Here is a 20512-nt window from a genome sequence, read left to right on the forward strand (position 1 = left end):
CTTGTTTCGGGAGCCCGCCTGTCATTGAACATACGCCGACGGATTCTATTTTGACTGTATCCAGGTTCTGAACTGTATCCAGGTTCTGAATTGAAGCCAGCAAGGACGAGCAGCACTGACATGCAGAGAACTGGACGCAGCCTGCCGGCAAACATGCTTCTTTCCATCCGCGACAGGCGGATGCAGAAGGCAAATGCCAGCGCGCCCAAGAGAACGGGCACGACCGGAACGCTGGTTGCCTCCTACAATGTCCACAAATGCGTCGGCATCGACAGGAAGTTCGATCCCGAGCGGACCAGCCGCGTCATCCGCGAAATCGACCCGGATGTCATTGCACTGCAGGAAGCGGACAACCGCTTTGGCGACCGCGTCGGGCTTCTCGACCTGTCCCGTCTCGAACTGGAAACCGGTCTGGTGCCGGTGCCGATCGCGGCCAATGGCAAAGGGCACGGCTGGCACGGCAATGTCCTGCTGTTCAAGAAGGGCGTCGTTCGCGACGTGCATCAGATCAGGCTTCCGGGACTGGAACCGCGCGGCGCCGTGGTGGCGGAAATCGATCTTGACGGAAACCGGACCTTGCGGGTCATCGCGGCCCATCTCGGATTGCTGCGCCGGTCGCGATCGCAGCAGGCCCAGGTCGTGCTGGATATCATGAACAGCCCCGACGAGACGCCAACGCTGCTGCTCGGCGATCTGAACGAATGGCGGCTTGGCAATCGCTCGTCACTGAAGACGCTGCATGTGACCTTCGGACCGCTGCCGCCGGCGGTACCCACTTTCCCGTCGAACCTGCCATTGCTGGCGCTCGACCGCATCATGGCCAACCGGCACGGGATGATCTCGGCCGTGGAAGCGCACGACACGCCGCTTTCGCGGGTTGCCTCGGATCACCTGCCGCTGACAGCCTTTGTTCGCTTGTAGGGCCATGGCCCCAGCCGTTGATGACGAGCTTGACGCCCACCGCCCTGAAAAGCTTATGGATCGCTATTGGAACGCTAAGTCCTTCCGCGAGTTGATGTAGCTGAAACCGCGAGAGGACGAGACATGAAAAAGTTATTCCTGGCTTCCATGGTGGCATTGGCCGCAACAGCCGCCGTCATTGCGCCAACGCAAGCCGCAAGCGTGATTATCCAGTCCGACGACAACAACCAGTATTTACCCGACGACCAGTCCGACAACGGCCAGATCGTCATCCGCCGCCATCACGACCGGCGGATCTATGACAACCAGGACAGCCAGTATGGCAACGATCAGAACAGCGAGGTGCAATATGGCGGCTACAATGACGGCCAGTACCGTCGCCATCACCGGCATCACCGCTGCCATATCGAGCTGATAAAGCATTGGCGCCACCATCACAGGGTGATCGAAGAGGTCCGCGTCTGCGGCTGATCTGATCTGGCTCCAGCGAAACCGGCCGGCGAAAAGCAGGCCGGTTTCGTCTTGTGTCTCAAGCCGCAATCAGCTGACGAAATAGCGCTGCCACTCGAAGTCGGTGATGTGCGACGCCTGCCAGGCGTCGAACGCCGCCTGCTCGGCACGCCGGCTCTCGGCGTAATTGTCGCGGAAGGTCTGGCCGAAGGCATCGGCGCAGAAATCTGATGCGGCGAAGGCGTCGATCGAGGCGTTCAGCGTGCGCGGCAGTTTCGGCTTGTCGAGATTGGCGAGGTTCGATGTCACTGGCGCTTCGAGCGGCAGGTCCTTCTCGATACCCTCGCAGCCCGCCGCCAGGATCGCCGCTATGGACAGGTACGGATTGATGTCGGCTCCCGGCGCGCGATGCTCCAGCCGGCAGGCGCCGTCGTTCGGCGTGGTGATGGCGCGGATCGGCGCGGTGCGGTTCTCGAAACCCCAGGCGACGTCTTCCGGCGACCAGGCGCCACGGTCGAAACGGCGGTAGGAGTTGACCGTCGGCCGGAACAGGAGATGCGTTTCCTGCATCCGGTTCAGTACGCCGGCGAGGAATTTCTCGGCGACCGGCGTCAGCCGGTTCGGGCCGGCGGCGAAGGCCGGCTTGCCGTCGCGCCACAGGCTGACGTGGTGATGCGCGCCGCAGGCGCTTTCCTTGCCCGGCGGCTGGAAGCGCGTCATGAAGGTGGCGACCAGGCCGCGCTCGGCGCAAAGCTCGCGCAGGTGCAGCTTGGCGCGCATGGCGTCGTCGGCCGCCTGCAGCGCACTCTTCGGCGTCAGCGCGTATTCATACATGCCATAGCCATATTCGGTAACCAGCGAGGCGACGCCGATGCCGATGCTTTTCATGCGGGTGATGAACTCGGCGGCGAAATCCTGGTACTCGCCGCTGCGCACCAGATCATAGTTGATCAGCGAATGCCCCCACGGCTTCAGCTCGCGGTAGCGCCCGGCGCGCATCAGGTCGTGGTCGGCGTGGAAGATGCCGAACTCGTATTCGAGCGCGAACATCGGCTCGTAGCCGAGCGCCCTGGCGCGTTCCTCGACGCGAGCCAGCACGCCGCGCGGATCGAAAGGGCAGACCGCGCCGTCGAGCATGTAGGAGCGCGTGATTGCGGAGGCGAATTTCGGCTTCCAGCCGTGCCGGACGACGGTCGCCGGATCAATGATCCCCTTGATGTTGGGAAAGCCGTTTTCCTCATTGGCACTCGGCGATGCGAAGGCGACATCGCCCATCGGCTGGCCGTCGCCATGGGTGACGCAATAGAGGATGGCGTTGATCGATTCGCCGTAGGTCGAAAGTTTCAGCGGCGCGATCTTGGAGCGGAACGCTCCTGATGTGTCGACCGTATGCACCTCGATAAACTCGACCCCGCCCGATGCCAGCTCGCGCTGCAACGCCTCGAGCTTCGGCGCGTATTCCGCGGCCCTGTCCTCAAATTCCACGTTCAAACCTCCACCAGGAAAACCTAAGGGCTGCGCTATTTCGCGCTGCGCCTGAAAAGTCGCGACAAGAGTTCGTCGAGCTCGTATCGGCCGCTGATGCCGCTTGGCCGGAAGGCCATGCAAAGCACGATGACGACGCCGAGCGCCACACCCGACAGTCCGAGCAGTTGCGGCAGCTGGATGCCGGCGATCGTCACGCCCGATTCGATGCTGCGGATGAATTCGAGCCCGACCGAAAGCACGATGACGCCGGTCACAGCACCTGTCACCGTCGCCATGCCGCCCAGGATCAGCATCGCCAGCGTGTTGAAAATCATCTGGAAGTAGAACAGCTTGGGGCTGATCGTGCCGGCGAAATAGGCGTAGAGCACACCAGCCAGGCCGCAGATCAGCGCCGACAGCACCCATGACATCAGCCGCAGGCGCCGGGCGTCGATGCCAAGTGCGGCGGCGGCCTGCGGGCTCTGGGCGCTGGCCCTCAGCTGCAGGCCCCAGCGGCTGTCCTTGAACAGTCGCGCCAGCACGATCACCACCACCGAGAACACCATCATCCACGGCAGGCCAACCACCTTTGGAATGCCGAAGAAGGCCTGGTTGCCCTTGAACAGGTCGGTCCAGTTGAGAAACACCGAATGGACGATGATCAGCAGCGCCAGGCTGACGATGGTCGCAGCGACGCCCGACAGGCGGCTGATGACCTTGCCGCTGACGGCGGCAAGGATGCCGACCACGACAAGCGCGATGAGCGCCGACGATACCGGATCGAGCTGCAGCGTCGCGAAGCCGAAAGGTGCATTGGGGATCGACAGCTTCTTCATCGCCAGCGGTGTGGAAAGGATGGCGACGCCATAGGCGCCGAGGCCGACAAAGGCGCTATGGCCGAGATTGGCGATGTTGCTGTTGCCCATGAACACTTGCAGGCCGACGACGACGATCAGGTTCACGAAAGCACCGAGCGCCAGGTAGGTGTAATAGGTCGGCGCGAAATTCAGGATCAGCAACCCGACCATCAGCACCGGCAGCGACGTCACCAGCCCGCCGATCAGCGACCGCGTCAGCGCACCGCCGGGTTGCGCGACAGCGGCGGCAGGAGGCGCTGTATTTTCGATTGCCTGCGACACCTCAAATCTCGCCACCCTCAAATCTCCTTGTCGCCGAGTTCGACCCGCTGGCCGAGCAGGCCTTCCGGCCGGTAGACAAGCAGCGCGACGATGATCACGTAGGTGAGCGCATCCTTGAAGCCCCCATATTCCTGCGGCAGCGCGACTAGCAGGCCAACCTCGATGAAGCCGAGCAGCATGCCGCCAGCCGCCGCTCCCGGCAGCGAGCCGAAGCCGCCGATCACACAGGCGACGAATGCCTTCAGCACCAGGCTGAAGCCGAGATCGGGCGAGACGCTGCCACGCCGCGCGATGATGAACACGGCGGCGATGCCCGCCAGCGCGCCCGAAATCGCGAAGGCCGTTGCGATCACCCGGTTAGCCCTGATCCCCATCAGCCGCACCGTGGCGAAATCGCGCGATGCCGCGCGGATGGCCAGACCAAGCGTCGAGCGGTTGAGGAAGAGCACCAGCGCCAGAATGGTCAGGCCGGAGACGACCAGCTCCATCACCTGCAGCGACGACACCGCGAACGGGCCGAAGAACCACATCTGGTTCAACCCGTTGAGGATCGAGACTGACTGCGGCTTTGGCGAGATCAGCAGCATGAACAGGTTCTGCACGACGATGCTGACGCCGAAGGCGGTCAGCAACCCTGTCGTCGTCGGCGCGTAGCGCACCGGCCGGAACGCCACCCGCTCGAAGGCGATCGCCGCCAGCGCGGCGGCGGCGACCGCGAGGAGCACGGCGACGATCGGCGACGTCAGCCCGAGGGCTGCCGCCAGGAACACGCTGTAGGCCGAGACGCCGATGATTTCGCCATGCGCGAAATTGACCAGGCCCATGATCGAGAACACCACGGCGAGGCCGAGCGCGACCAGCGAATATTCCGCGCCGAAGGCCAACGCGTTGAGAAGCTGCTGCAAGGCATAGTCCATGTCGCCGCCTACCCGCCAATATAGAGATTGAAGAGGCCGTGTTCGTCGGCGAGACCTGCCGGCGGCCCGCTGTGGCGAAGCGTACCGGCGCTGACGACATAGACGCGGTCCGCGAAACGAAGCGCCTGCTTGGCGTTCTGCTCGACCACCAGCAGCGTCAGCCCTTCCGCCTTGAGCTCGCCGATGAAATCGAAGATCTGCACCACGATCTTCGGCGCCAGTCCCAGCGACGGTTCGTCGAGCAGAAGCAGCTTTGGCCGCGACATCAGCGAGCGAGCGATGGCCAGCATCTGCTGCTCGCCGCCCGAAAGCGTACCCGCCGCTTGCCCGTAGCGTTCGGAAAGCACAGGAAACAGCGCCAGGAAGCGCTCGATATCCTGGCGTACCCCTTTCGGGTCACGCCGTGTCGCCGCACCGAGCCGCAGGTTCTCGCCGACCGTCAGATTGGCGAAGATGTGCCGGCCCTCCGGCGTCGAAGTCAGCCCGGCTCGAATGCGGTCCTCGGTGCGGACCCGCGAGATGTCCTGGCCGTCGAGAACGATGCGGCCAGAGGCCGGCGTGACCAGACCAGTCAGCGCGTTGATGGTCGAGCTCTTGCCGGCACCGTTGGGACCGAGCAGGGCGACAAGCTCGCCCCGCCCAACCTTCAGGCTGAGGTCACGCACCGCGCTCACCGCGCCGTAGCGGACGATCAAGTTGTCGACCGTCAGCACGACTGGGCCTGCGCTGCGAAGGCTCGATCCATCATCACTTGAGCTGCCTGCCTCAGTTCAGCGCCGGAACGAAGGTCGGCGGCGTATCGGAGATCAGCACCCGCTTGCCGTTCGAGAAGCCCATCACAGGCACCGCCTTGACCGGGTAGCCCTTCTTCTCCGCGAAAGAAATGACCGGCGCCGTGGTGCCGGGATAGCCGCCCGGCGCGCGGATCGCCTCGCGCAAGGCGGCGGGCTCGACGGTGCCTGACTTTTTCGCCGCCTCGTAGCTGATCTGCACCATGTCGGCGCCGAGCGCGTCGAAGATGCCGTTGATCTTGTAGCCATCGGCCTTGCACTGGGCCAGGAACTTGTCGATCGGGCTGTCGACGCCGGTCGCGCCATGGGTGGCGAACATCACCTTTTCCAACGACGCCGGATCGCCGACAGTGCCTTCCAGCGACTTGTCGTCGAAGGCGTCGCAGCCGGCGACCCAGCCATCATAGCCATTGGCGCGCAGCTGGCGGATAAAAATGCCGACATCCGGCAGCACGCCGCAGATGTGGATGGCGTCCGGCTTCTGAGGCAAGGCCTTGATGCTGGCGATCTGCGGCGACCAGTCGGTGGTGCCCCAGGAATAGTTGAGCTTGGAGACAACCTTGCCGCCAAGATGCTCGAACACCTCGCCGAACCATTCCGGCAGCTTTTCCGAATAGGAACCGGCATCGGGCGAGACCATCAGCGCCACGCTGCGCGCGCCCTTGCCGTAGAGCGCATTGGCGGTCGCCGCCGCGTTGATCGGGTCAGGCACCGCGCCGGCGATGAAATTGTCGAGGCCGGCCTGCTGCATCTCGAGCTGCGTGTTCGGCGCCGAGAACACCGTGGCGCCGTAAGGCGCCGCGATCTGCGCGGTCGGGATCAGCGCGTCCGGGAACGGCACGCCGGTGATGATCTGCGCGCCGGCATCGAGGAATTTCTGGCCGAGCGAAACCGAAAGCTGCGGATCGGAACGATTGTCCTCGATCATCAGCTCGATCTTGGGATCACCGGCCCCTGCGGCCTTGTTCAGTCTGTCGGCCATGCAGCGCGCGCCTTCGGCCTCGCTGTAGGGTGCGTACGTGCCGGTCATCGCCACCGCGAGCCCGATCTTCAGGTCGGTGGCGCCGGCATGCGCCACCTGCGAAAGTCCCGCCGCGACGACCGCGGCTCCCAGAATCATCTTGTCCATTGAACCCCTCCTTCTCCCTTGTTGTTGCCGTTCCAGGGCGCCGTCACGATGTCTCGGACTGCCCGACATAAACCTCGATGACGCGCGGATCGCGCCACACTGCTTCGGTCTGCCCGGAGGCGATCACCTGGCCCTGGTCCATGACGCAGAGCCGGTCGCAAAGCCGATTGATGAAGCGCAGATCGTGATCGATGACGATGGTGGCGCAGCCGACATCGCGGCGGATGCCCTCGATCGCCAGCGCGAGTGTCTCGGACTCGCCTTCGTTGAGGCCGGCGGCCGGCTCGTCGAGCAGCAGCAGCGAAGGACCGAGCGCCAGCGCACGGGCGATTTCGAGCCGGCGCTGGCTGCCATAGGACAGCGTACCGGCCGGAACGTCGGCGAAGCCGTCCAGTTGATATTGGGCGAGCAGCTGGTCGACGCCGATACGCGCCGCGGCATCCGGCCGAACAGACTGGCAAGTGATATGGGCGACCTCGACATTCTGCCGGACGGTCAATTCCTTGAACAGCCGGATGGTCTGGAACGTGCGCGCGACCCCCGCCCGTGCGCAATATTCGGGACCATGGCCGGTGATTTCCCTGCCTGCCAGCCTGACACTGCCGGTGTCGGGCTTGAGCACGCCGGAGATGGCGTTGACCAGGGTGGATTTGCCGGCGCCGTTGGGGCCGATAAGGCCGAGGATTTCGCCGGCCTCGCAGGACAGCGAGGCACCGCGCAACGCCTGTACGCCGCCAAAGGTCTTGCTGACTGACTCAACCGACAGCATCGGTCACATCTCCCATCCCGGCCGATGGCTATTTCTCCTGTCGGTCGGTCAACAGGATGCTAGACCTCCGACTTTTCCATAACAAGTATTTTTTTCCATTTTAGAAAATATTCTTGAAGCGCCGCGTTTTCCAACGGGAATTCCACCCGGTCCGACCGACCAGGATCAGACCCCAGCGCCGGCCGGAAGCCCGTCGCGCGGCACGGTGTTCGACATCAGCATGACGACCGGCTCGCCGCCCAGCGCGACATAGGCATGCTGCATTTCGCCGTCGAACAGGATGCTGTCGCCCGGCTGCAGCACCGTCGGATCATAGTGGATGGTGTGCAGTTCCAGGTTGCCGCTGAGCACGTGGATGAACTCTTCGCCGGAATGGCTGCGCCAGCCGCCATTTTCCTCGAAGCTCTTCGCCCGCAGCGTGACGCGCCAGAAAATGTTGGTCTTGTCGCGAAAATCGCTGCACAGGACCTCGAATTCCATTGCATTGCCCTGATGCAGGATGCCGCTGCCGGCGCGCGTGATCGAGCGCCGCGCCTGCATGCCCGGCTTCGGGCTGAACAGAAACGATGCCACCGGCACATGCAGCACGCCGGCGATCATCAGCGCGACGTCGACCGTCAGGCGGGCCTTGCCGTTCTCCAGCTTCGACAGTTGCGACACCGAAAGGCCGGAGCGTTCGCTGAGGTCGCGCAGCGTGATGTTGCGCTCCTTGCGCGCATCCCGGATCTTGCTGCCCACATTGCCCTGCATCGCCCACGCCCTTGGCTGTCGTGTTTCCAATTCGACAAGCTCTAGCGGCGTGGCATGGGGGCGTCCAGCCTTTAGACGGCTACGGCTGGTTTTGGCCATAGCGACATCGCGACGGTGGCAAAGACACCCTCCAGGGTGCGGCTGACGAGTTCGAATGTTTCCGGATCGGAAAGCAGGTTGTTGCGGACTTCGAGATAGAGGCAGGGCCTGCCTTGCTCGAGCCCGTGCCGGTTCAGCGTATAGCCAACGGCCTGACGCCAGTCGTACGGCTCGTTGTCGCCGATCCTCAATCCGACCTCCGTGCCCTGCGCGCCAAGGGTTTTCAGCACCGAGGTGACGAACGGCGACGGCTCTCGCCACAGCACGCCAATATCGACATTGCGCCGCACGCCGCCCATCACCGGGGTGAAGGAATGCACCGAGATCAGCGCCTGCCTGCCCGCCGCCGCCTCGATGATCGCCTGTTCGACCGGCTCCCAGGCAACAAAGGTGCGCAGCCGGCGGTCCGCTGCATCGGGCGCCAGATTACCGGGCACTGGGATGCCGCCAAGATCCGGGCGCATGAAGTCCCACTCGCTGGCCGGGCGGTTGTAGTCGAGGAACAGGCGCGAATAATGTGCGATCACGGCCGGCGCCCGCAACGTTTGCGAGAGCCGGCGCGTCAAGGCATCGACGCCTATATCGACGGCGAAATGCGTGCCGAGATAGGGCACTGCCAGGCCAAGATCCTGCCATGGCGCGGGCACAAGATTGCCCGCATGTTCAGCGATCAGCAGATAGGGGCTGGCCGCTTCCGTGCGCAGCCGCTCGACGCCGGCCGCGGCCAGCGCGGTGATGGTCGCATCATCAAGCCCTGCAAGGCTCGCCACGTTCATCGAGCCACTCATCGGATCAACCGATAACGGAACGGACATGATAGGCCTTCGCCGCGGTCGCTTCTGCCAGGCCGGCGCGGCCATTGGTGCGGCCGAGGCCGGAATTCTTGATGCCGCCCCAGGGCAGGTGCAGGTCGGCGTGGTCGCAGCGGTTGAGATAGACGGTGCCAGCCTCGACTTCGTCGAGCAGCGCCACGCCGCGCTCGATATCCCGCGTCCAGATCGAGGCGCTGAGCCCGAAATCGCTGTCGTTCATCAGGCCGATTGCCTGCTCGTCGCCGCTGACGGACTGGACGCAGGCCACCGGCCCGAACAGCTCGTCGCGCATGATCTGCATGCTGTGGTCGACACCGATGAGCACTTCCGGCGCGACATAGGCGGCCCCGAGGCCAGAGGCCTTGAGGGTGCCGTCCTTTGGCATCAGGCGCCGAGCCCCTGCCCGCACCGCCTGTTCGGTGAGATCGCGGATCGCGTCGGCGGCGCTCGCGCGCACCACCGGGCCGGTCATCGGCTTCTCGTCAAAGGGATGGCCGATGGTCCATTTCGCCGTCTCGGCAACCAGGGCTTCGACAAAGCGGTCATGGATCGCCTTGTCGACATAGATGCGCTCGACCGAGCAGCAGGACTGGCCGGCATTGGAATAGGTGCCTTCGGCGATCTGCGGGATCGTCGCCTCGAGGTCGGCGTCGGCCCGGACATAGGTCGGATCCTTGCCGCCGAGTTCGAGATGCACCTGGGTGAAGGTGCCGGCGGCGGCGGCATGAACGCGCCGGCCGCCATTGACCGAACCGATGAAGTTCACCGCATTGAAGGCGCCTGACGCGATCAGGCGCTCGGCATCGGCATGATCGAGATGCAGGCTCTGGAACACGCCCTCGGGACCGCCGGCGGCGCGGAAGGCTTCCTGCGCCAATTCGGCAATCAGTGGCGTCTGCGGCGAATGCTTGAAGATCACGACATTGCCGGCCGCGAGCGGCGCGGTGACGAGATAGCCGAGCATGGCGGTCGGGTAGTTCCAGGCGCAGATGGACAGATGCAGGCCGCCTGCGGTCGGCCGTGCAAAGCGGCGGATGGTTTCGTCCGAGGGGTATGGCACGTCGGCCAGCGTCTCCGGCGCGATGTCGGCAAGCAGCTGCCCGACCAGCGCCAGGCGCGGCGTCTCGTCGGCCTGCCACAAGGGCCGGCCGATCTGCCATGCCACCATCTCGGCCAGCGACGTTGCCCGCGCCTTCATCTCCTCGCCGAAGCGCAGCAGGATCGCCAGCCTGTCGGCCAGCTTCATCCGCCGCCAGGACGGCAAGGCGGCACGGGCCCGGATGAGCGCCGCCTCGATTGCGGCGCCATCGGCATAGGCACGCGTCGTGTAGGTCGAGCCGTCGACGGGAGAGATCACGGAGAAGGTCCGCGCGCCGGAATGCAGGTCCATGGTCGTGAAATCCATTCGAACTGAGAGAGGGTCGGTTCCGGCACGATATCGCTATTTTCCATTTTGGCAAATTTTTTCTAATACCGCTTGATGGAATTTTTGTCCGCCCCTATTGTCCCGACATCGCGCATTGGCGGAGCACATGAGGGGTTGCAGATGATCGTTTATGATTTCACCGGCAGGCATGCGGTCGTCGCCGGGGCAGGCGGCGGCATGGGCGAAGCCATCACGCTGGCGCTGCTCGATGCCGGCGCCTCCGTCACAGCCATCGATGTGAAGCCACGTCCTTCGTCCCTCGCCTCCTATGACGACAGGCTCGCCTTCGCGCAGGGCGATCTCACCGACGCCGCCTTCGTCGAACAGGTCGTCGGCACGGCTGGCCGCGAGCGCGGTGGCATCGACTATCTCGCCAATGTCGCTGGCGTGCTGTGGTTCGGTCGCGACAAGTCGGCTCTCGAGATGGATCTCGACGTCTGGGACGAGGTGTTCAAGATCAATCTGAAGTCCTTCGTGCACACCGCGCGGTCGGTCGTCCCCCATATGCGCTCGGGCGGCCGCGGCGGTGCCATGGTGCACTTCTCGACCATCCAGTGGTATCGCGGCGATGCCAACCCGCAGGACGCCTATCAGGCATCGAAGGCCGGCGTCTGCGCGCTCTCGAAATCGCTCGCCATGCAGCTGGCCGGCGAGCGCATCCGCTCCAACGCCATCTGCCCCGGCATGGCGCTGACCCCGCTGCAGGCGCGCTGGGACACCGAGGAAAAGCGCTCGGCCGTGGCGAGCTACGCGCCGCTCGGCCGCATCGGTACGCCGCAAGACATGGCCAACGCGGCACTGTTCCTGCTTTCCGACGCGGCGAGCTACATCACCGGCATCGAGCTTGCTGTCGATGGCGGCTTGCTGATGCGCATGTAGCCGGCATGCCCGCTACCGGGTCGCGATAGCGGCAACCGAGACGAGTGGCCGGCCGGCAAGGCTGGGCTGAATCCGTCTACCCGCCGCGATGGCCGGGATGATCAAGCTACCTTGCGCGATGGCGTGGGTTGCCGGGCCCACTCACCGGCGTCGCCAGCGTGGAGAGCGCGCCACCAATTGTGTCGCCATCGATCAGCCCCAACCCGCCAATCGCATCGATGAGCGGCGGATCGGGCATGCCTTGCGGTTGGCTTTGTGCATCCGTCATGAAATCCGAACTGACGAAGCGATGTAGTGGTTCGAAATGGCCGCATCGGTAGTGCTGCCCTGCCCGATTGCATAGGCTCCTATAGCCTCGCCCGAGGCGCGGTCGAGAGCACCAATCAAAGCCGCACCCTTGCCAGGATCGTGCCTTGCCCGATCGCGTAGCTGCCAACGATGTCGCTGGCGGCGCGGTCGAGCGCACCGACATCAACCGGTCGTGATCGATAATTGCCGGCTCTCCGCATTTGGTACGTCTGGACACAAGTGTTGTAGACTGAAAAATGGGGAACATGGCTCCGCTGTCGGAGTTGAAGAGAGACACGAGGAGCATAGCGCTGAATCTGGAAGACATTGCCGGCCATCCGGCCTTGCACCGGTACGTTCAGGAACAGTCGCTGGCGCTGATCCGAATCTATGAAGATAGCCCGCGGCTTGCTTCTATTTTTGCCACGCAGCAGCGCTGGCTGATGGGTCATGTCGGCCTAGCCATGCATTTCAGGCGGGACCCGAACGACCGCCGCAAGGACCTGACGGTATCGCGTTTCATCGAGGTCGTGCACCGGCACGCGGTGGCCAGCCGCAACACGGCGGACGCTTTCATCAAGGAGATGCTGCACTACAACATCGCCGAGTATGTCTCGGGCGGGGACGGACGCACGCACCCCTTGCAGCCGACGGCGGCGACCGTTCGGACATTCACGGGCTGGGTTCTTGCGCATCTGCGGACGCTCGATCATCTCGACGGTGGCGACCGGCTGGCCAGGTTCCTGGAGCGGCCCGACATGGTTGCCAGGCTGCAGCCTCTGGTGGCGGACGGCCTGCTTGCCTCCAAGCCGGTGCGCGAACCCAACCAGACCTTTTCGCTGTTCATCTGGCTCAACAATGGCGGCATCGTCATGGACTGGCTGATGTCGGGCATCGATCCCGATGATGCCGGCTTGGATCGGATTCCGACCAGCGTGGTTTCGATCGGCGATTTCGCCAGATGGCTCAAGCTCTCGCGGACCCACCTTGCCCGCAAGCTGCGCGATGCCGAGAATCTCGGCAGCATCGGCTGGCTCGGCCAGCGCGGCCATTCGGTGATGTGGGTCTCGAACACCTTCTTCCAGGAATACATGACCGTCCAGGCCGCCAAGCTGGCCATTGTCGATGCCGCTTTCGACGCCTGTTTTCCGGCATCCAGGATCGGCTGAACATTCCCTCGGACTGCGCTGGCGGCGGCGTCAATCGGCGATTCGCCAAATGGCTCGAGCTGTCGCGAACCTATGCCGAAAGACCTCGGCGTCGGCTGGCTCGGCCAGCGCGCCCATTCGGTGATGTGGGTGTCGAGCGATTTCCACCGGGAGTCCATGGCCGTCCAGGCCGTCGGAGTGGCCATCATCGACGCCGCCTTCGCCTCGGCCTTTGGCTCGCCGGCAGGCAGTTGATTTGTGCGGCATCCCCCATGCGGGGGATGCGCAGCGACGATCGCCCGGCGATCAGGACTCGCATTAGCGACGAGCAGGCGTCGGCGTTCTCAATCGATATCGAACGAGACGCCCTGGGCAAGCGGCAGCGCCTTGGAATAGTTCACCGTGTTGGTGGCGCGGCGCATATAGGCCTTCCACGCATCGGAGCCGCTCTCGCGGCCGCCGCCGGTTTCCTTCTCACCGCCGAAGGCACCACCGATCTCGGCTCCCGACGTGCCGATGTTGACGTTGGCGATGCCGCAATCCGAACCGTCGACACCGAGGAAGCGCTCGGATTCCTGCAGGTCGCGGGTGAAGATCGACGACGACAGGCCGGCGCCGACCGCATTGTGCTCATCGAGCACGGCGTCGAAATCCGAATATTTCATCACATAGAGGATCGGTGCGAAGGTCTCTTCCGTCACCGGAGCCACCTGCTTCGGCATTTCGACCAGCGCCGGATGCACATAATAGGCATCCGGATGGCCATTCTCGACCCGCGTACCGCCGGTCACCTTGCCGCCATGGGCGGTGGCTTCCTTCAGCGCCTTCTGCATGGCGTCGAAGGCGGCCTTGTCGATCAGCGGCCCGACCAGCGAGGACGTCTCCAGCGGATTGCCAACCGAGACGCTTTCGTAGGCCTTCTTCAGACGTGGAACCAGGGTATCATAGACGCTGTCATGCACGAACAGGCGCCGCAGCGTGGTGCAGCGCTGGCCGGCCGTGCCCATCGCTCCAAAGGCGATGGCGCGTAGCGCCATGTCGAGATCGGCGGTCGGACAGACGATGCCGGCATTGTTGCCGCCGAGTTCCAGCACGGCGCGGGCAAAGCGCTTGGCCAGGCGCGGGCCGACATCGCGGCCCATGCGGGTCGAGCCGGTGGCCGAAACCAGCGGCACCTTGGGGTGATCGACCAGGATTTCGCCAACGGCGCGGTCGCCGATCAGCACCGGCGCCAGCCCCTGCGGCGCGTCCGTGCCGAAACGCTTGACGGCGCGCTTGAAAATCGCCTCGCAGGCAAGTGCGGTCAGCGGCGTCTTCTCCGACGGCTTCCACACCACCGCATCGCCGCAGACCAGCGCCAGCGCCGCGTTCCACGACCACACCGCGACCGGGAAGTTGAAGGCGGAAATGACACCGACGACGCCCAGCGGATGCCAGGTCTCCATCATGCGGTGGCCCGGACGCTCGGTGGCGATGGTCAGGCCGTACAATTGCCGGGAAAGACCGACGGCGAAATCGCAGATGTCGATCATCTCCTGCACTTCGCCGAGGCCCTCGGACGGGATCTTGCCGACCTCGATCGACACCAGCCGGCCAAGCTCGGCCTTGTGCGCGCGCAGCTCCTCGCCGAGCAGCCGTACCAGCTCGCCCCGCCGCGGGCCCGGCACCAGCCGCCAGGACTGGAACGCCTTGTGCGCGGCATCGATGGTCTTGGCCGCGTCAGCCGGCGAGATGGTCTTCAGCGCCGCGATCTGCTCGCCCGTCACCGGGCTGCGCACGATCAGGTCGCCCCCGACAAGCGCCTCCCTGGCGACGCCCAGTTTCGCCAGCAATTCGGCCGTTTCCTTCGCAATCGTCATTTTTGTCCCTTTCAGATCCGTTCGCCATCCTATGGCTCCGGTCAAAGCCTTGCGCCATGCGCTCTGTGTGCCGACGGGCACATCAGCGCTGTCATGGCGTGGCATTACTCGTTTCAGGGCAAAATCGCCACCCCGGCATGGTCCAAGCCGGGCGCAGACCGTTGAACCAGAGGCAGCCGCGTCATTTTGCCGAGCGGGCAGTCCCCAGCACGGCACCATCTTTCATCAAGCGGTCGATATGCATGCGGATATGGGCGGCCTCCGCCGCCGTGTTGGCAAGCGAAATGGCGCGGTCGAAGGCAACACGCGCCTCTTCGCCCCGGTCGAGTTGCATCAGCAGGCCACCCTTGAGGCCGAAGAAGTGGAAATAGCCTGAGAGCCTCTGTTCGAGCGGCTCGATCATGGCGAGCGCCGCTTCCGGGCCGCGCACCTTGGAGACCGCGACCGCACGGTTGAGCGTGACCACCGGCGACGGTTGCATCTGTTCGAGCAGGCCGTAGAGCAGGTCGATCTCCACCCAGTCAGTGTCCTCGGCCTTCTCGGCCCGCGCATGCAGCGCGCCGATCGCCGCTTGCACCTGGTAGGGGCCAGGCTTACGATGGCGCAGCGCCTTGTCGACCAGCGCCAGCCCCTCGTCGATCATCTTGCGGCTCCACAGGCTGCGATCCTGGTCCTCGAGCAGGACGATCTCGCCATTCTCGTCGAAACGGGCCGGTGCGCGCGCATGCTGCAGAAGCAGCAGCGCCGTCAGACCCATGATCTCCGGCTCGGTCTGGAACAGCCGCAGCAACAGCCGGGCCAGCCGGATCGCCTCCTCGCACAGCGGCGCGCGGGCCGGTGCCTCGCCGCTGTTGGTCGAATAGCCCTCGTTGAAGATCAGGTAGACCATTGCCGCGACGGCGGCGAGCCGCTCGGAGCGCTCGACAGCGTCCGGCGTCTCGAACGGCACGCCGGCATCGGCGATGCGCGCCTTGGCGCGGGTGATGCGTTGCTCCATGGCGCTTTCGCCGACCAGGAAGGCGCGCGCGATCTGTTTGACGGTAAGGCCGGAGACAACGCGCAGCGCAACCGCGATCTGCTGTGTCGCCGGCAGATCGGGATGACAGCAGATGAACAGCAGCCGCAAGATGTCGTCGCGGTAATGCGCCCCGTCCAGCCGCTCGGCTATGTCGCTTTCGGCGTCTTCCAGATCCGAGATCTGGTCCTCCTCCGGCATCGGTGCCTGCTTGGCACGCTTGCGCACCGCATCGATGCCGCTGTTGCGGCCAACGAAGATCAGCCAGGCCGCCGGATCGCGCGGCGGCCCGTTTTGCGGCCAGTTCTTCAGCGCCCTGAGACACGCGTCCTGGAAAGCCTCCTCCGCGGTATCGAGATCGCGGAAATAACGCAGCAGCGCGCCCATCGCTTGCGGGCGGGCAGCGCTGATCGCCGAGCTGATCCAGGCAAGCTCGGTCATGCGGGAACCTTGCGGGGATTGAACACCGATACCGGCCGGATCTCATAGGAGCCGCCGCTCGGATTGACCTCGGAAAGTTCGCGGGCGAACTCCACGGCCTCGTCGAGATCGGCACATTCGAGCGTATAGAAGCCGAGGAACTGCTCCTTGGTCTCGGCGAATGGACCATCGATGACGACCGCTTCGCCCTTGACCTTTCTCAGCGTCGTTGCCGCCGTGGTCGGCAGCAGCCGCGCCACCGGGCCAAGCCGGCCGGCCTTGGCATACTTGTCCTGGACATCGAGGAGCTTGGCCATGACGTCGTCGTCCTGCGCCTTGCTCCACGAGCTGACGACATCTTCGGAAGCATAGCAGAGGATTGCGTAGAGCATTGCTGGTCCTTTTCTCTGTCAAAGGACGAAACACTAGGACTGATCCCGACATTGCGTCGATAAAAAAATCAGGGAATTGCGGAATTGGTGACCGCCATACCGTGTGTCAGCGCTCGCGCGTCTTCAGCCACCTCAGCACCAGCGCTTCCTCGTCATCGAGACCGTCAATCGAGCGCTTGCGCTTGTTGGCCTCCATCATTTCGTCGAGTAGCCGGCCTTGCGCCCAGGCCTCGAAGATCTGCGGGTGGATATAGCATTTGCGGCATACGGCGCGCGTGTTGCCCAGCCGCTCGGCGACATTGTCAATGACGCTGTTCATCACCCGCTTTTGCTGCGAGCGGCTTTCCGGCAATTCCGTCCGTGCAAACAGGGACGCGGCTCGGATGGTGCCGCCCCATGTCCGGAAATGCTTGGAGCTGAAGTCGGTGCCCACGGCCTCCCGGATAAAGCAATTGACGTCCTCGGAATGGACCGGCCGCCTGTTGCCGTCTTCATCGAGATACTGGAACAGTTTCTGACCTGGCAGCTCCTGCGCCCCGCGAACGATCCCGGCGATGCGGCGGTCGACCAGCTTCAATTTCCATTCCTTGCCGGACTTGCCCTTGAAGGCGAAACGCAGGCTTGAGCCGACGATATCGACATGGCGGTCGCGCAATGTCGTCAGCCCGAAACTCTTGTTGTCGCGGGCGTAGGCGGCATTGCCGACCCGGATCATCGTATTGTCGAGCAGCCAGACGACCGCCGCGACGACGCGCTCGAGCGGCAAGCCGCGACGGCGCAGATCGGCGTCGATCCGACGCCGCAGTTCGGGCAGGCTTTCGGCGAATCCGGAAAGGCTCGAATATTTGGCGCCATCACGCACGTCGGCCCATTGTGGATGATAGCGGTACTGCTTGCGTCCACGCTGGTCCCTGCCGGTCGCCTGGATATGGCCATCGGCATCGGGCGAAATCCAGACATCCGTCCAGGCCGGCGGAATGGCGATCGCCTCGATGCGCGCCCTGCTGGCGTCCGAGACTGCCCGCCCATCTGGTCCCTTGTAGGAAAATCCCTTGCCCGTCTTCACCCGGCGAATACCGGGCTCGGCATCGGTGATGTAGGTGAGCGCGGCCTCCTTGGCCGAAATTTGCGCCCGCCCCCTTATGCTGTTTTCCTCTCCGGTCGATCGACCAACGTGCGTCTCTGACTTGTCCAGCATGTGTGCTCCACCGGATTTATCCGAGGATAAGCAACGGATTGGCTGCTGGTTCCGCAGGCGGGCTGAAAAGCTATCCTTCTGCCTCGGCCGTCAGATCGGCCATCCACATCCTGCCATCATCGACATGCGGCGGATGGTATCCACGGCCCGGCGGGATTCTCTCGAAACGAGCATCGGTCTCGTCGGTTAGATAATCGTAGCCGATGTCCTGCATCTCATGTTTGGGATCGAGATGCCGGTAGAGGGCTTGTCGGCCTGAACGACGCTTAGGCTCAATCATTTTCAGATGATACAGGTTGAGGTCTGTATCTTTCTCCCTGAAGCCAAGATCGCCAGGATACCAAAGGCCATGCAGTTCCTGCGACCGATACCGCACGGGATCGTATGCGCGAAAAAGGCGATGCTGCATTTTCGCACCCCAGATGCCGTCAATTCTGTAATCCGTTGATGAATACATTTCGCGGAAGCGGAATCCCCATGCAATGCGTTGATGACGGCTTGTTAATTGCCCAATTCGATCCGCGGTCGCACGTTCCAGCCGCTCATCGGGATCCACAGCCAGAATCCAGTCGGCCCCCGCGTCACGCGCCGATTCGAGCAAAAGTGTCCTTCGCTGGGTCTCGCTGCTGAAAATGCCCTGCGCCTGGCGATCGTCAAAGGCAATCCAGCCATCGACGATCGGATCCAGATTGGCAACCAGGTCAGGCACCAGGTGCGCGTCATAGCGGTAGCTGAACACTGCAATCGTTCTCATGCGCGTCCAGAAAAATCTGCCGCGTCGCCACCGCCTGTCCTTGATGTGGCTGGTAATCATCCTTGGGCCGCCCGGTCATTCTTCAAGCGACCGCGAGCACCGAAATAGATGCCGAGAGATTTTGCGAACAGGGCCAACACGACAATCGGCATCGAACGCGCGACGAAGGTCAACTCCGGTCCAGACAGCCCGATCCCTGCCAGTTTTCGGATCTGCCGGCGATCTTTGAAATTGTTGCGGGCGAGTCGAAAAGGCTTGGCCCGAGTTGTCCCCGTGTAATAGGCGCCACTGCGATAGCCGCGCCTGTACTGGTCGATGAGCAAACCGCGCAATCGCGTCTCGTTGCGATGGATCGTTCTAACCTCCGGTTCCCAGACCGGCTCGAGCTCCGGTGGCAACCTTTTGAGAAATTCGGTGTCCTCGGCAACCCGCATCGATTCGTCGAACAGGCCGTATTCCTCGAACAGCCGGCGGTCGAAGGAGACGCCGTAGCGCAGCGCCAGTTCTGCGGGAAGGCCGGGAAGCCGGCGCGCGAACAGGGCCAGATATGCGGCGCAGGCGAACGGATTGCGGGGATGACTGTTCGAAATCGCGCTCGAAACCGTGGGAGCCCCAGCCACATGCCGGCGTATTCGTGCCTCCGCCCAACCCGGGCAAGCAAGGCAATCGTCCGCAAGGAAAGCAACAAAGGGCGCCCTCGTGGCCGCGATCCCGATATTGCGCGCAGCCCCGACGAATACCTGCCGGGCGATTTCGATCACCGGCAGTTCGACACCGGCGTCGGACAGAAGCGATTTCGCATCCCCCCCGCCAGAGTTGACCACGACAATCTCCAGGGGCACGCCCTGATCGATGAGAGATCTGACCGAATCGACGATACTTGCCGGCGCTCGGCAGCCAATCACGATAACCGCCAAGTCGGGTTCGGCTGTCATCAAGCACTTTGCAATTGGATTCCCGGCGCCGAAAACCTGCGCCGCGAGGAAATCTTGACCTTGTAGCGTAAACAGCGCCAGGCGTCCGACCGTCGCTTCGGCGCGGCCGCGGCGACCGCCAGGAAGCGCGCGGCGGTGTCCAGGTCGCCGCGCGCATAGTGGACGCGGGCGATCTTGAGGGCGACAAGCCCTTCCCTTGTCTTGAGCGCCGATACCGGGATATTGCAATCGGTGAGTGTGCGCAATTCTCGGCGCCAATCCAGGAAGCGCCGCACCGGATTCATGGCAAAGCGGTCGTCGGAACGCGCCGCCGAAACCTCGTAGACCATCACCGGGTCTGGAATCATGGCCAGGGATGCCTTGCTCATCAGCCGTGCCCAGAACAACGTGTCCTCGTCATAGGCCAGTCCGACCGGGAACCGCGTCTCGCCGATCAGGCGCCGCGAAGCCAGCACGCTGCCAACGGCGACCGACCGTATATCGCCTTTGACATAGGCCGAAGCGTTCGCGTGGCACGCAGCCTGATAGCCGTTCGGCACCTTGATCTGCCGATTCTGGCCGTTCACCCGGCGTCGGTAGGCGCCAACGATCATATCGGCTTTCGGTTGATTCTCCGCCTGCCGCAGCAGCGCGCGCAATCCGCCCTGAAGATGCAGGTCATCGGCGTCGATCAGGTATACCCAGGGATGGAGCGCCTCCGCCAGCGCCACATTGCGGGCGCCGCCGGCATCGCGGCAATCGGCCGGCAGCACGCGCAACGGCAGGGACAGTTGCGCCGCGGCCTGCTGCGCGACAGCCACCGTGCTGTCCGTCGATGCATCGTCGACCAGCAGGATCTCGCCGATGACCGCGGCCTCGCTGCGAAGCGACGCCAGCGTTGTCGCGATGGTGGCCGCCGCGTTGTAGGCAGGAATGACGACGCTGACCGCTCTCAATTACAAAACCCCGCACCGA

Annotated in this window: 22 protein-coding genes; 5 read left to right on the forward strand and 17 right to left on the reverse strand. The window is 63.9% G+C overall.

What is annotated here, in order from left to right; translation table 11 throughout:
- Positions 1–120: 120 nt before the first annotated feature.
- Both BLS48_RS11445 and BLS48_RS11450 read left to right on the forward strand, forming a co-directional pair.
- Positions 121–921, forward strand: coding sequence for an endonuclease/exonuclease/phosphatase family protein (locus BLS48_RS11445; RefSeq protein ID WP_091577704.1), 801 nt, complete (start codon positions 121–123; stop codon positions 919–921).
- Between the two features lie 123 nt (positions 922–1044).
- Positions 1045–1392 (forward strand): hypothetical protein, encoded by a 348-nt coding sequence (locus tag BLS48_RS11450; RefSeq protein WP_091577705.1) that lies wholly within the window; start codon positions 1045–1047, stop codon positions 1390–1392.
- A 69-nt stretch (positions 1393–1461) separates the two neighbouring features.
- Here the strand turns inward: BLS48_RS11450 and BLS48_RS11455 are convergent, their stop codons facing one another.
- The 9 genes from BLS48_RS11455 to BLS48_RS11495 all read right to left on the reverse strand — a co-directional run bounded on the left by BLS48_RS11455 (position 1462) and on the right by BLS48_RS11495 (position 10634).
- On the reverse strand, positions 1462–2856 hold the full coding sequence (locus BLS48_RS11455; RefSeq protein WP_091578041.1) for a glutamine synthetase family protein: 1395 nt from the start codon (positions 2854–2856) through the stop codon (positions 1462–1464).
- A gap of 35 nt (positions 2857–2891) precedes the next feature.
- Positions 2892–3992: a branched-chain amino acid ABC transporter permease gene (locus BLS48_RS11460; protein ID WP_244529563.1), complete on the reverse strand. Its 1101-nt coding sequence runs from the start codon at positions 3990–3992 to the stop codon at positions 2892–2894.
- A 2-nt stretch (positions 3993–3994) separates the two neighbouring features.
- Positions 3995–4894, reverse strand: coding sequence for a branched-chain amino acid ABC transporter permease (locus BLS48_RS11465; protein ID WP_091577707.1), 900 nt, complete (start codon positions 4892–4894; stop codon positions 3995–3997).
- Positions 4895–4902: 8 nt separating this feature from the next.
- The gene (locus tag BLS48_RS11470; RefSeq protein WP_091577708.1) at positions 4903–5607 is read right to left on the reverse strand and encodes an ABC transporter ATP-binding protein; all 705 of its coding nucleotides are present in this window, start codon (positions 5605–5607) and stop codon (positions 4903–4905) included.
- 52 nt (positions 5608–5659) lie between these two features.
- Positions 5660–6814: an ABC transporter substrate-binding protein gene (locus BLS48_RS11475; protein ID WP_167365045.1), complete on the reverse strand. Its 1155-nt coding sequence runs from the start codon at positions 6812–6814 to the stop codon at positions 5660–5662.
- Positions 6815–6857: 43 nt separating this feature from the next.
- Positions 6858–7583 (reverse strand): ABC transporter ATP-binding protein, encoded by a 726-nt coding sequence (locus BLS48_RS11480; RefSeq protein ID WP_091577711.1) that lies wholly within the window; start codon positions 7581–7583, stop codon positions 6858–6860.
- 165 nt (positions 7584–7748) lie between these two features.
- A complete protein-coding gene (locus BLS48_RS11485; RefSeq protein ID WP_091577713.1) occupies positions 7749–8333 on the reverse strand; it encodes a helix-turn-helix domain-containing protein in 585 nt (194 codons plus the stop codon).
- 71 nt (positions 8334–8404) lie between these two features.
- Entirely contained in the window at positions 8405–9247 is an 843-nt protein-coding gene (locus BLS48_RS11490; RefSeq protein WP_167365046.1) for an N-formylglutamate amidohydrolase, read from the reverse strand.
- Positions 9225–10634 (reverse strand): aldehyde dehydrogenase family protein, encoded by a 1410-nt coding sequence (locus BLS48_RS11495; RefSeq protein WP_091578044.1) that lies wholly within the window; start codon positions 10632–10634, stop codon positions 9225–9227. Before BLS48_RS11495 ends, BLS48_RS11490 begins: the two co-directional genes overlap by 23 nt.
- Positions 10635–10790: 156 nt before the next feature.
- Between BLS48_RS11495 and BLS48_RS11500 the strand changes: the two genes are divergently transcribed.
- On the forward strand, positions 10791–11549 hold the full coding sequence (locus tag BLS48_RS11500; RefSeq protein WP_091577716.1) for an SDR family NAD(P)-dependent oxidoreductase: 759 nt from the start codon (positions 10791–10793) through the stop codon (positions 11547–11549).
- Positions 11550–11655: 106 nt separating this feature from the next.
- On the opposite strand, the gene BLS48_RS35635 is transcribed toward BLS48_RS11500, so the two are convergent.
- Positions 11656–11817 (reverse strand): hypothetical protein, encoded by a 162-nt coding sequence (locus tag BLS48_RS35635; RefSeq protein WP_167365047.1) that lies wholly within the window; start codon positions 11815–11817, stop codon positions 11656–11658.
- A gap of 286 nt (positions 11818–12103) precedes the next feature.
- Here BLS48_RS35635 and BLS48_RS11505 point away from each other — a divergent pair, with 286 nt between their 5' ends.
- Positions 12104–13006, forward strand: coding sequence for a hypothetical protein (locus BLS48_RS11505; RefSeq protein ID WP_167365048.1), 903 nt, complete (start codon positions 12104–12106; stop codon positions 13004–13006).
- Between the two features lie 72 nt (positions 13007–13078).
- On the forward strand, positions 13079–13240 hold the full coding sequence (locus BLS48_RS35640; protein WP_167365049.1) for a hypothetical protein: 162 nt from the start codon (positions 13079–13081) through the stop codon (positions 13238–13240).
- An 89-nt stretch (positions 13241–13329) separates the two neighbouring features.
- Here BLS48_RS35640 and amaB read toward each other — a convergent pair whose 3' ends face one another.
- The 7 genes from amaB to BLS48_RS11540 form a co-directional block, all read right to left on the reverse strand.
- A complete protein-coding gene (amaB, locus tag BLS48_RS11510; RefSeq protein ID WP_091577719.1) occupies positions 13330–14844 on the reverse strand; it encodes an L-piperidine-6-carboxylate dehydrogenase in 1515 nt (504 codons plus the stop codon).
- A 181-nt stretch (positions 14845–15025) separates the two neighbouring features.
- Positions 15026–16300, reverse strand: coding sequence for an RNA polymerase sigma factor (locus BLS48_RS11515; protein ID WP_091577721.1), 1275 nt, complete (start codon positions 16298–16300; stop codon positions 15026–15028).
- Positions 16297–16671, reverse strand: coding sequence for a YciI family protein (locus tag BLS48_RS11520; protein ID WP_091577722.1), 375 nt, complete (start codon positions 16669–16671; stop codon positions 16297–16299). Before BLS48_RS11520 ends, BLS48_RS11515 begins: the two co-directional genes overlap by 4 nt.
- A 106-nt stretch (positions 16672–16777) precedes the next feature.
- The gene (locus BLS48_RS11525; RefSeq protein ID WP_091577724.1) at positions 16778–17869 is read right to left on the reverse strand and encodes a DNA topoisomerase IB; all 1092 of its coding nucleotides are present in this window, start codon (positions 17867–17869) and stop codon (positions 16778–16780) included.
- A 70-nt stretch (positions 17870–17939) separates the two neighbouring features.
- The gene (locus BLS48_RS11530; RefSeq protein WP_143019413.1) at positions 17940–18623 is read right to left on the reverse strand and encodes a glycosyltransferase family protein; all 684 of its coding nucleotides are present in this window, start codon (positions 18621–18623) and stop codon (positions 17940–17942) included.
- 56 nt (positions 18624–18679) lie between these two features.
- Positions 18680–19558 (reverse strand): glycosyltransferase family 2 protein, encoded by an 879-nt coding sequence (locus BLS48_RS11535; protein ID WP_091577727.1) that lies wholly within the window; start codon positions 19556–19558, stop codon positions 18680–18682.
- Entirely contained in the window at positions 19558–20493 is a 936-nt protein-coding gene (locus BLS48_RS11540; protein WP_091577729.1) for a glycosyltransferase family A protein, read from the reverse strand. Before BLS48_RS11540 ends, BLS48_RS11535 begins: the two co-directional genes overlap by 1 nt.
- Between the last annotated feature and the right edge of the window lie 19 nt (positions 20494–20512).

The organism is Mesorhizobium qingshengii (assembly GCF_900103325.1).
GTDB lineage: Bacteria > Pseudomonadota > Alphaproteobacteria > Rhizobiales > Rhizobiaceae > Mesorhizobium > Mesorhizobium qingshengii.

What these genes read in the sequence shown, in the direction of transcription:
- BLS48_RS11465 (WP_091577707.1), bottom strand. Translation starts at nt 4,894, where the DNA reads ATGGACTATGCCTTGCAGCAGCTTCTCAACGCGTTGGCCTTCGGCGCG.
- BLS48_RS11450 (WP_091577705.1), top strand. Translation starts at nt 1,045, where the DNA reads ATGAAAAAGTTATTCCTGGCTTCCATGGTGGCATTGGCCGCAACAGCC.
- BLS48_RS11480 (WP_091577711.1), bottom strand. Translation starts at nt 7,583, where the DNA reads ATGCTGTCGGTTGAGTCAGTCAGCAAGACCTTTGGCGGCGTACAGGCG.
- BLS48_RS11530 (WP_143019413.1), bottom strand. Translation starts at nt 18,623, where the DNA reads ATGAGAACGATTGCAGTGTTCAGCTACCGCTATGACGCGCACCTGGTG.
- BLS48_RS11505 (WP_167365048.1), top strand. Translation starts at nt 12,104, where the DNA reads ATGGCTCCGCTGTCGGAGTTGAAGAGAGACACGAGGAGCATAGCGCTG.
- amaB (WP_091577719.1), bottom strand. Translation starts at nt 14,844, where the DNA reads ATGACGATTGCGAAGGAAACGGCCGAATTGCTGGCGAAACTGGGCGTC.
- BLS48_RS11520 (WP_091577722.1), bottom strand. Translation starts at nt 16,671, where the DNA reads ATGCTCTACGCAATCCTCTGCTATGCTTCCGAAGATGTCGTCAGCTCG.
- BLS48_RS35640 (WP_167365049.1), top strand. Translation starts at nt 13,079, where the DNA reads ATGCCGAAAGACCTCGGCGTCGGCTGGCTCGGCCAGCGCGCCCATTCG.
- BLS48_RS11495 (WP_091578044.1), bottom strand. Translation starts at nt 10,634, where the DNA reads ATGGACCTGCATTCCGGCGCGCGGACCTTCTCCGTGATCTCTCCCGTC.
- BLS48_RS11475 (WP_167365045.1), bottom strand. Translation starts at nt 6,814, where the DNA reads ATGGACAAGATGATTCTGGGAGCCGCGGTCGTCGCGGCGGGACTTTCG.
- BLS48_RS11500 (WP_091577716.1), top strand. Translation starts at nt 10,791, where the DNA reads ATGATCGTTTATGATTTCACCGGCAGGCATGCGGTCGTCGCCGGGGCA.
- BLS48_RS11445 (WP_091577704.1), top strand. Translation starts at nt 121, where the DNA reads ATGCAGAGAACTGGACGCAGCCTGCCGGCAAACATGCTTCTTTCCATC.
- BLS48_RS11490 (WP_167365046.1), bottom strand. Translation starts at nt 9,247, where the DNA reads ATGTCCGTTCCGTTATCGGTTGATCCGATGAGTGGCTCGATGAACGTG.
- BLS48_RS11535 (WP_091577727.1), bottom strand. Translation starts at nt 19,558, where the DNA reads ATGACAGCCGAACCCGACTTGGCGGTTATCGTGATTGGCTGCCGAGCG.
- BLS48_RS11485 (WP_091577713.1), bottom strand. Translation starts at nt 8,333, where the DNA reads ATGCAGGGCAATGTGGGCAGCAAGATCCGGGATGCGCGCAAGGAGCGC.
- BLS48_RS11515 (WP_091577721.1), bottom strand. Translation starts at nt 16,300, where the DNA reads ATGACCGAGCTTGCCTGGATCAGCTCGGCGATCAGCGCTGCCCGCCCG.
- BLS48_RS11525 (WP_091577724.1), bottom strand. Translation starts at nt 17,869, where the DNA reads ATGCTGGACAAGTCAGAGACGCACGTTGGTCGATCGACCGGAGAGGAA.
- BLS48_RS35635 (WP_167365047.1), bottom strand. Translation starts at nt 11,817, where the DNA reads ATGACGGATGCACAAAGCCAACCGCAAGGCATGCCCGATCCGCCGCTC.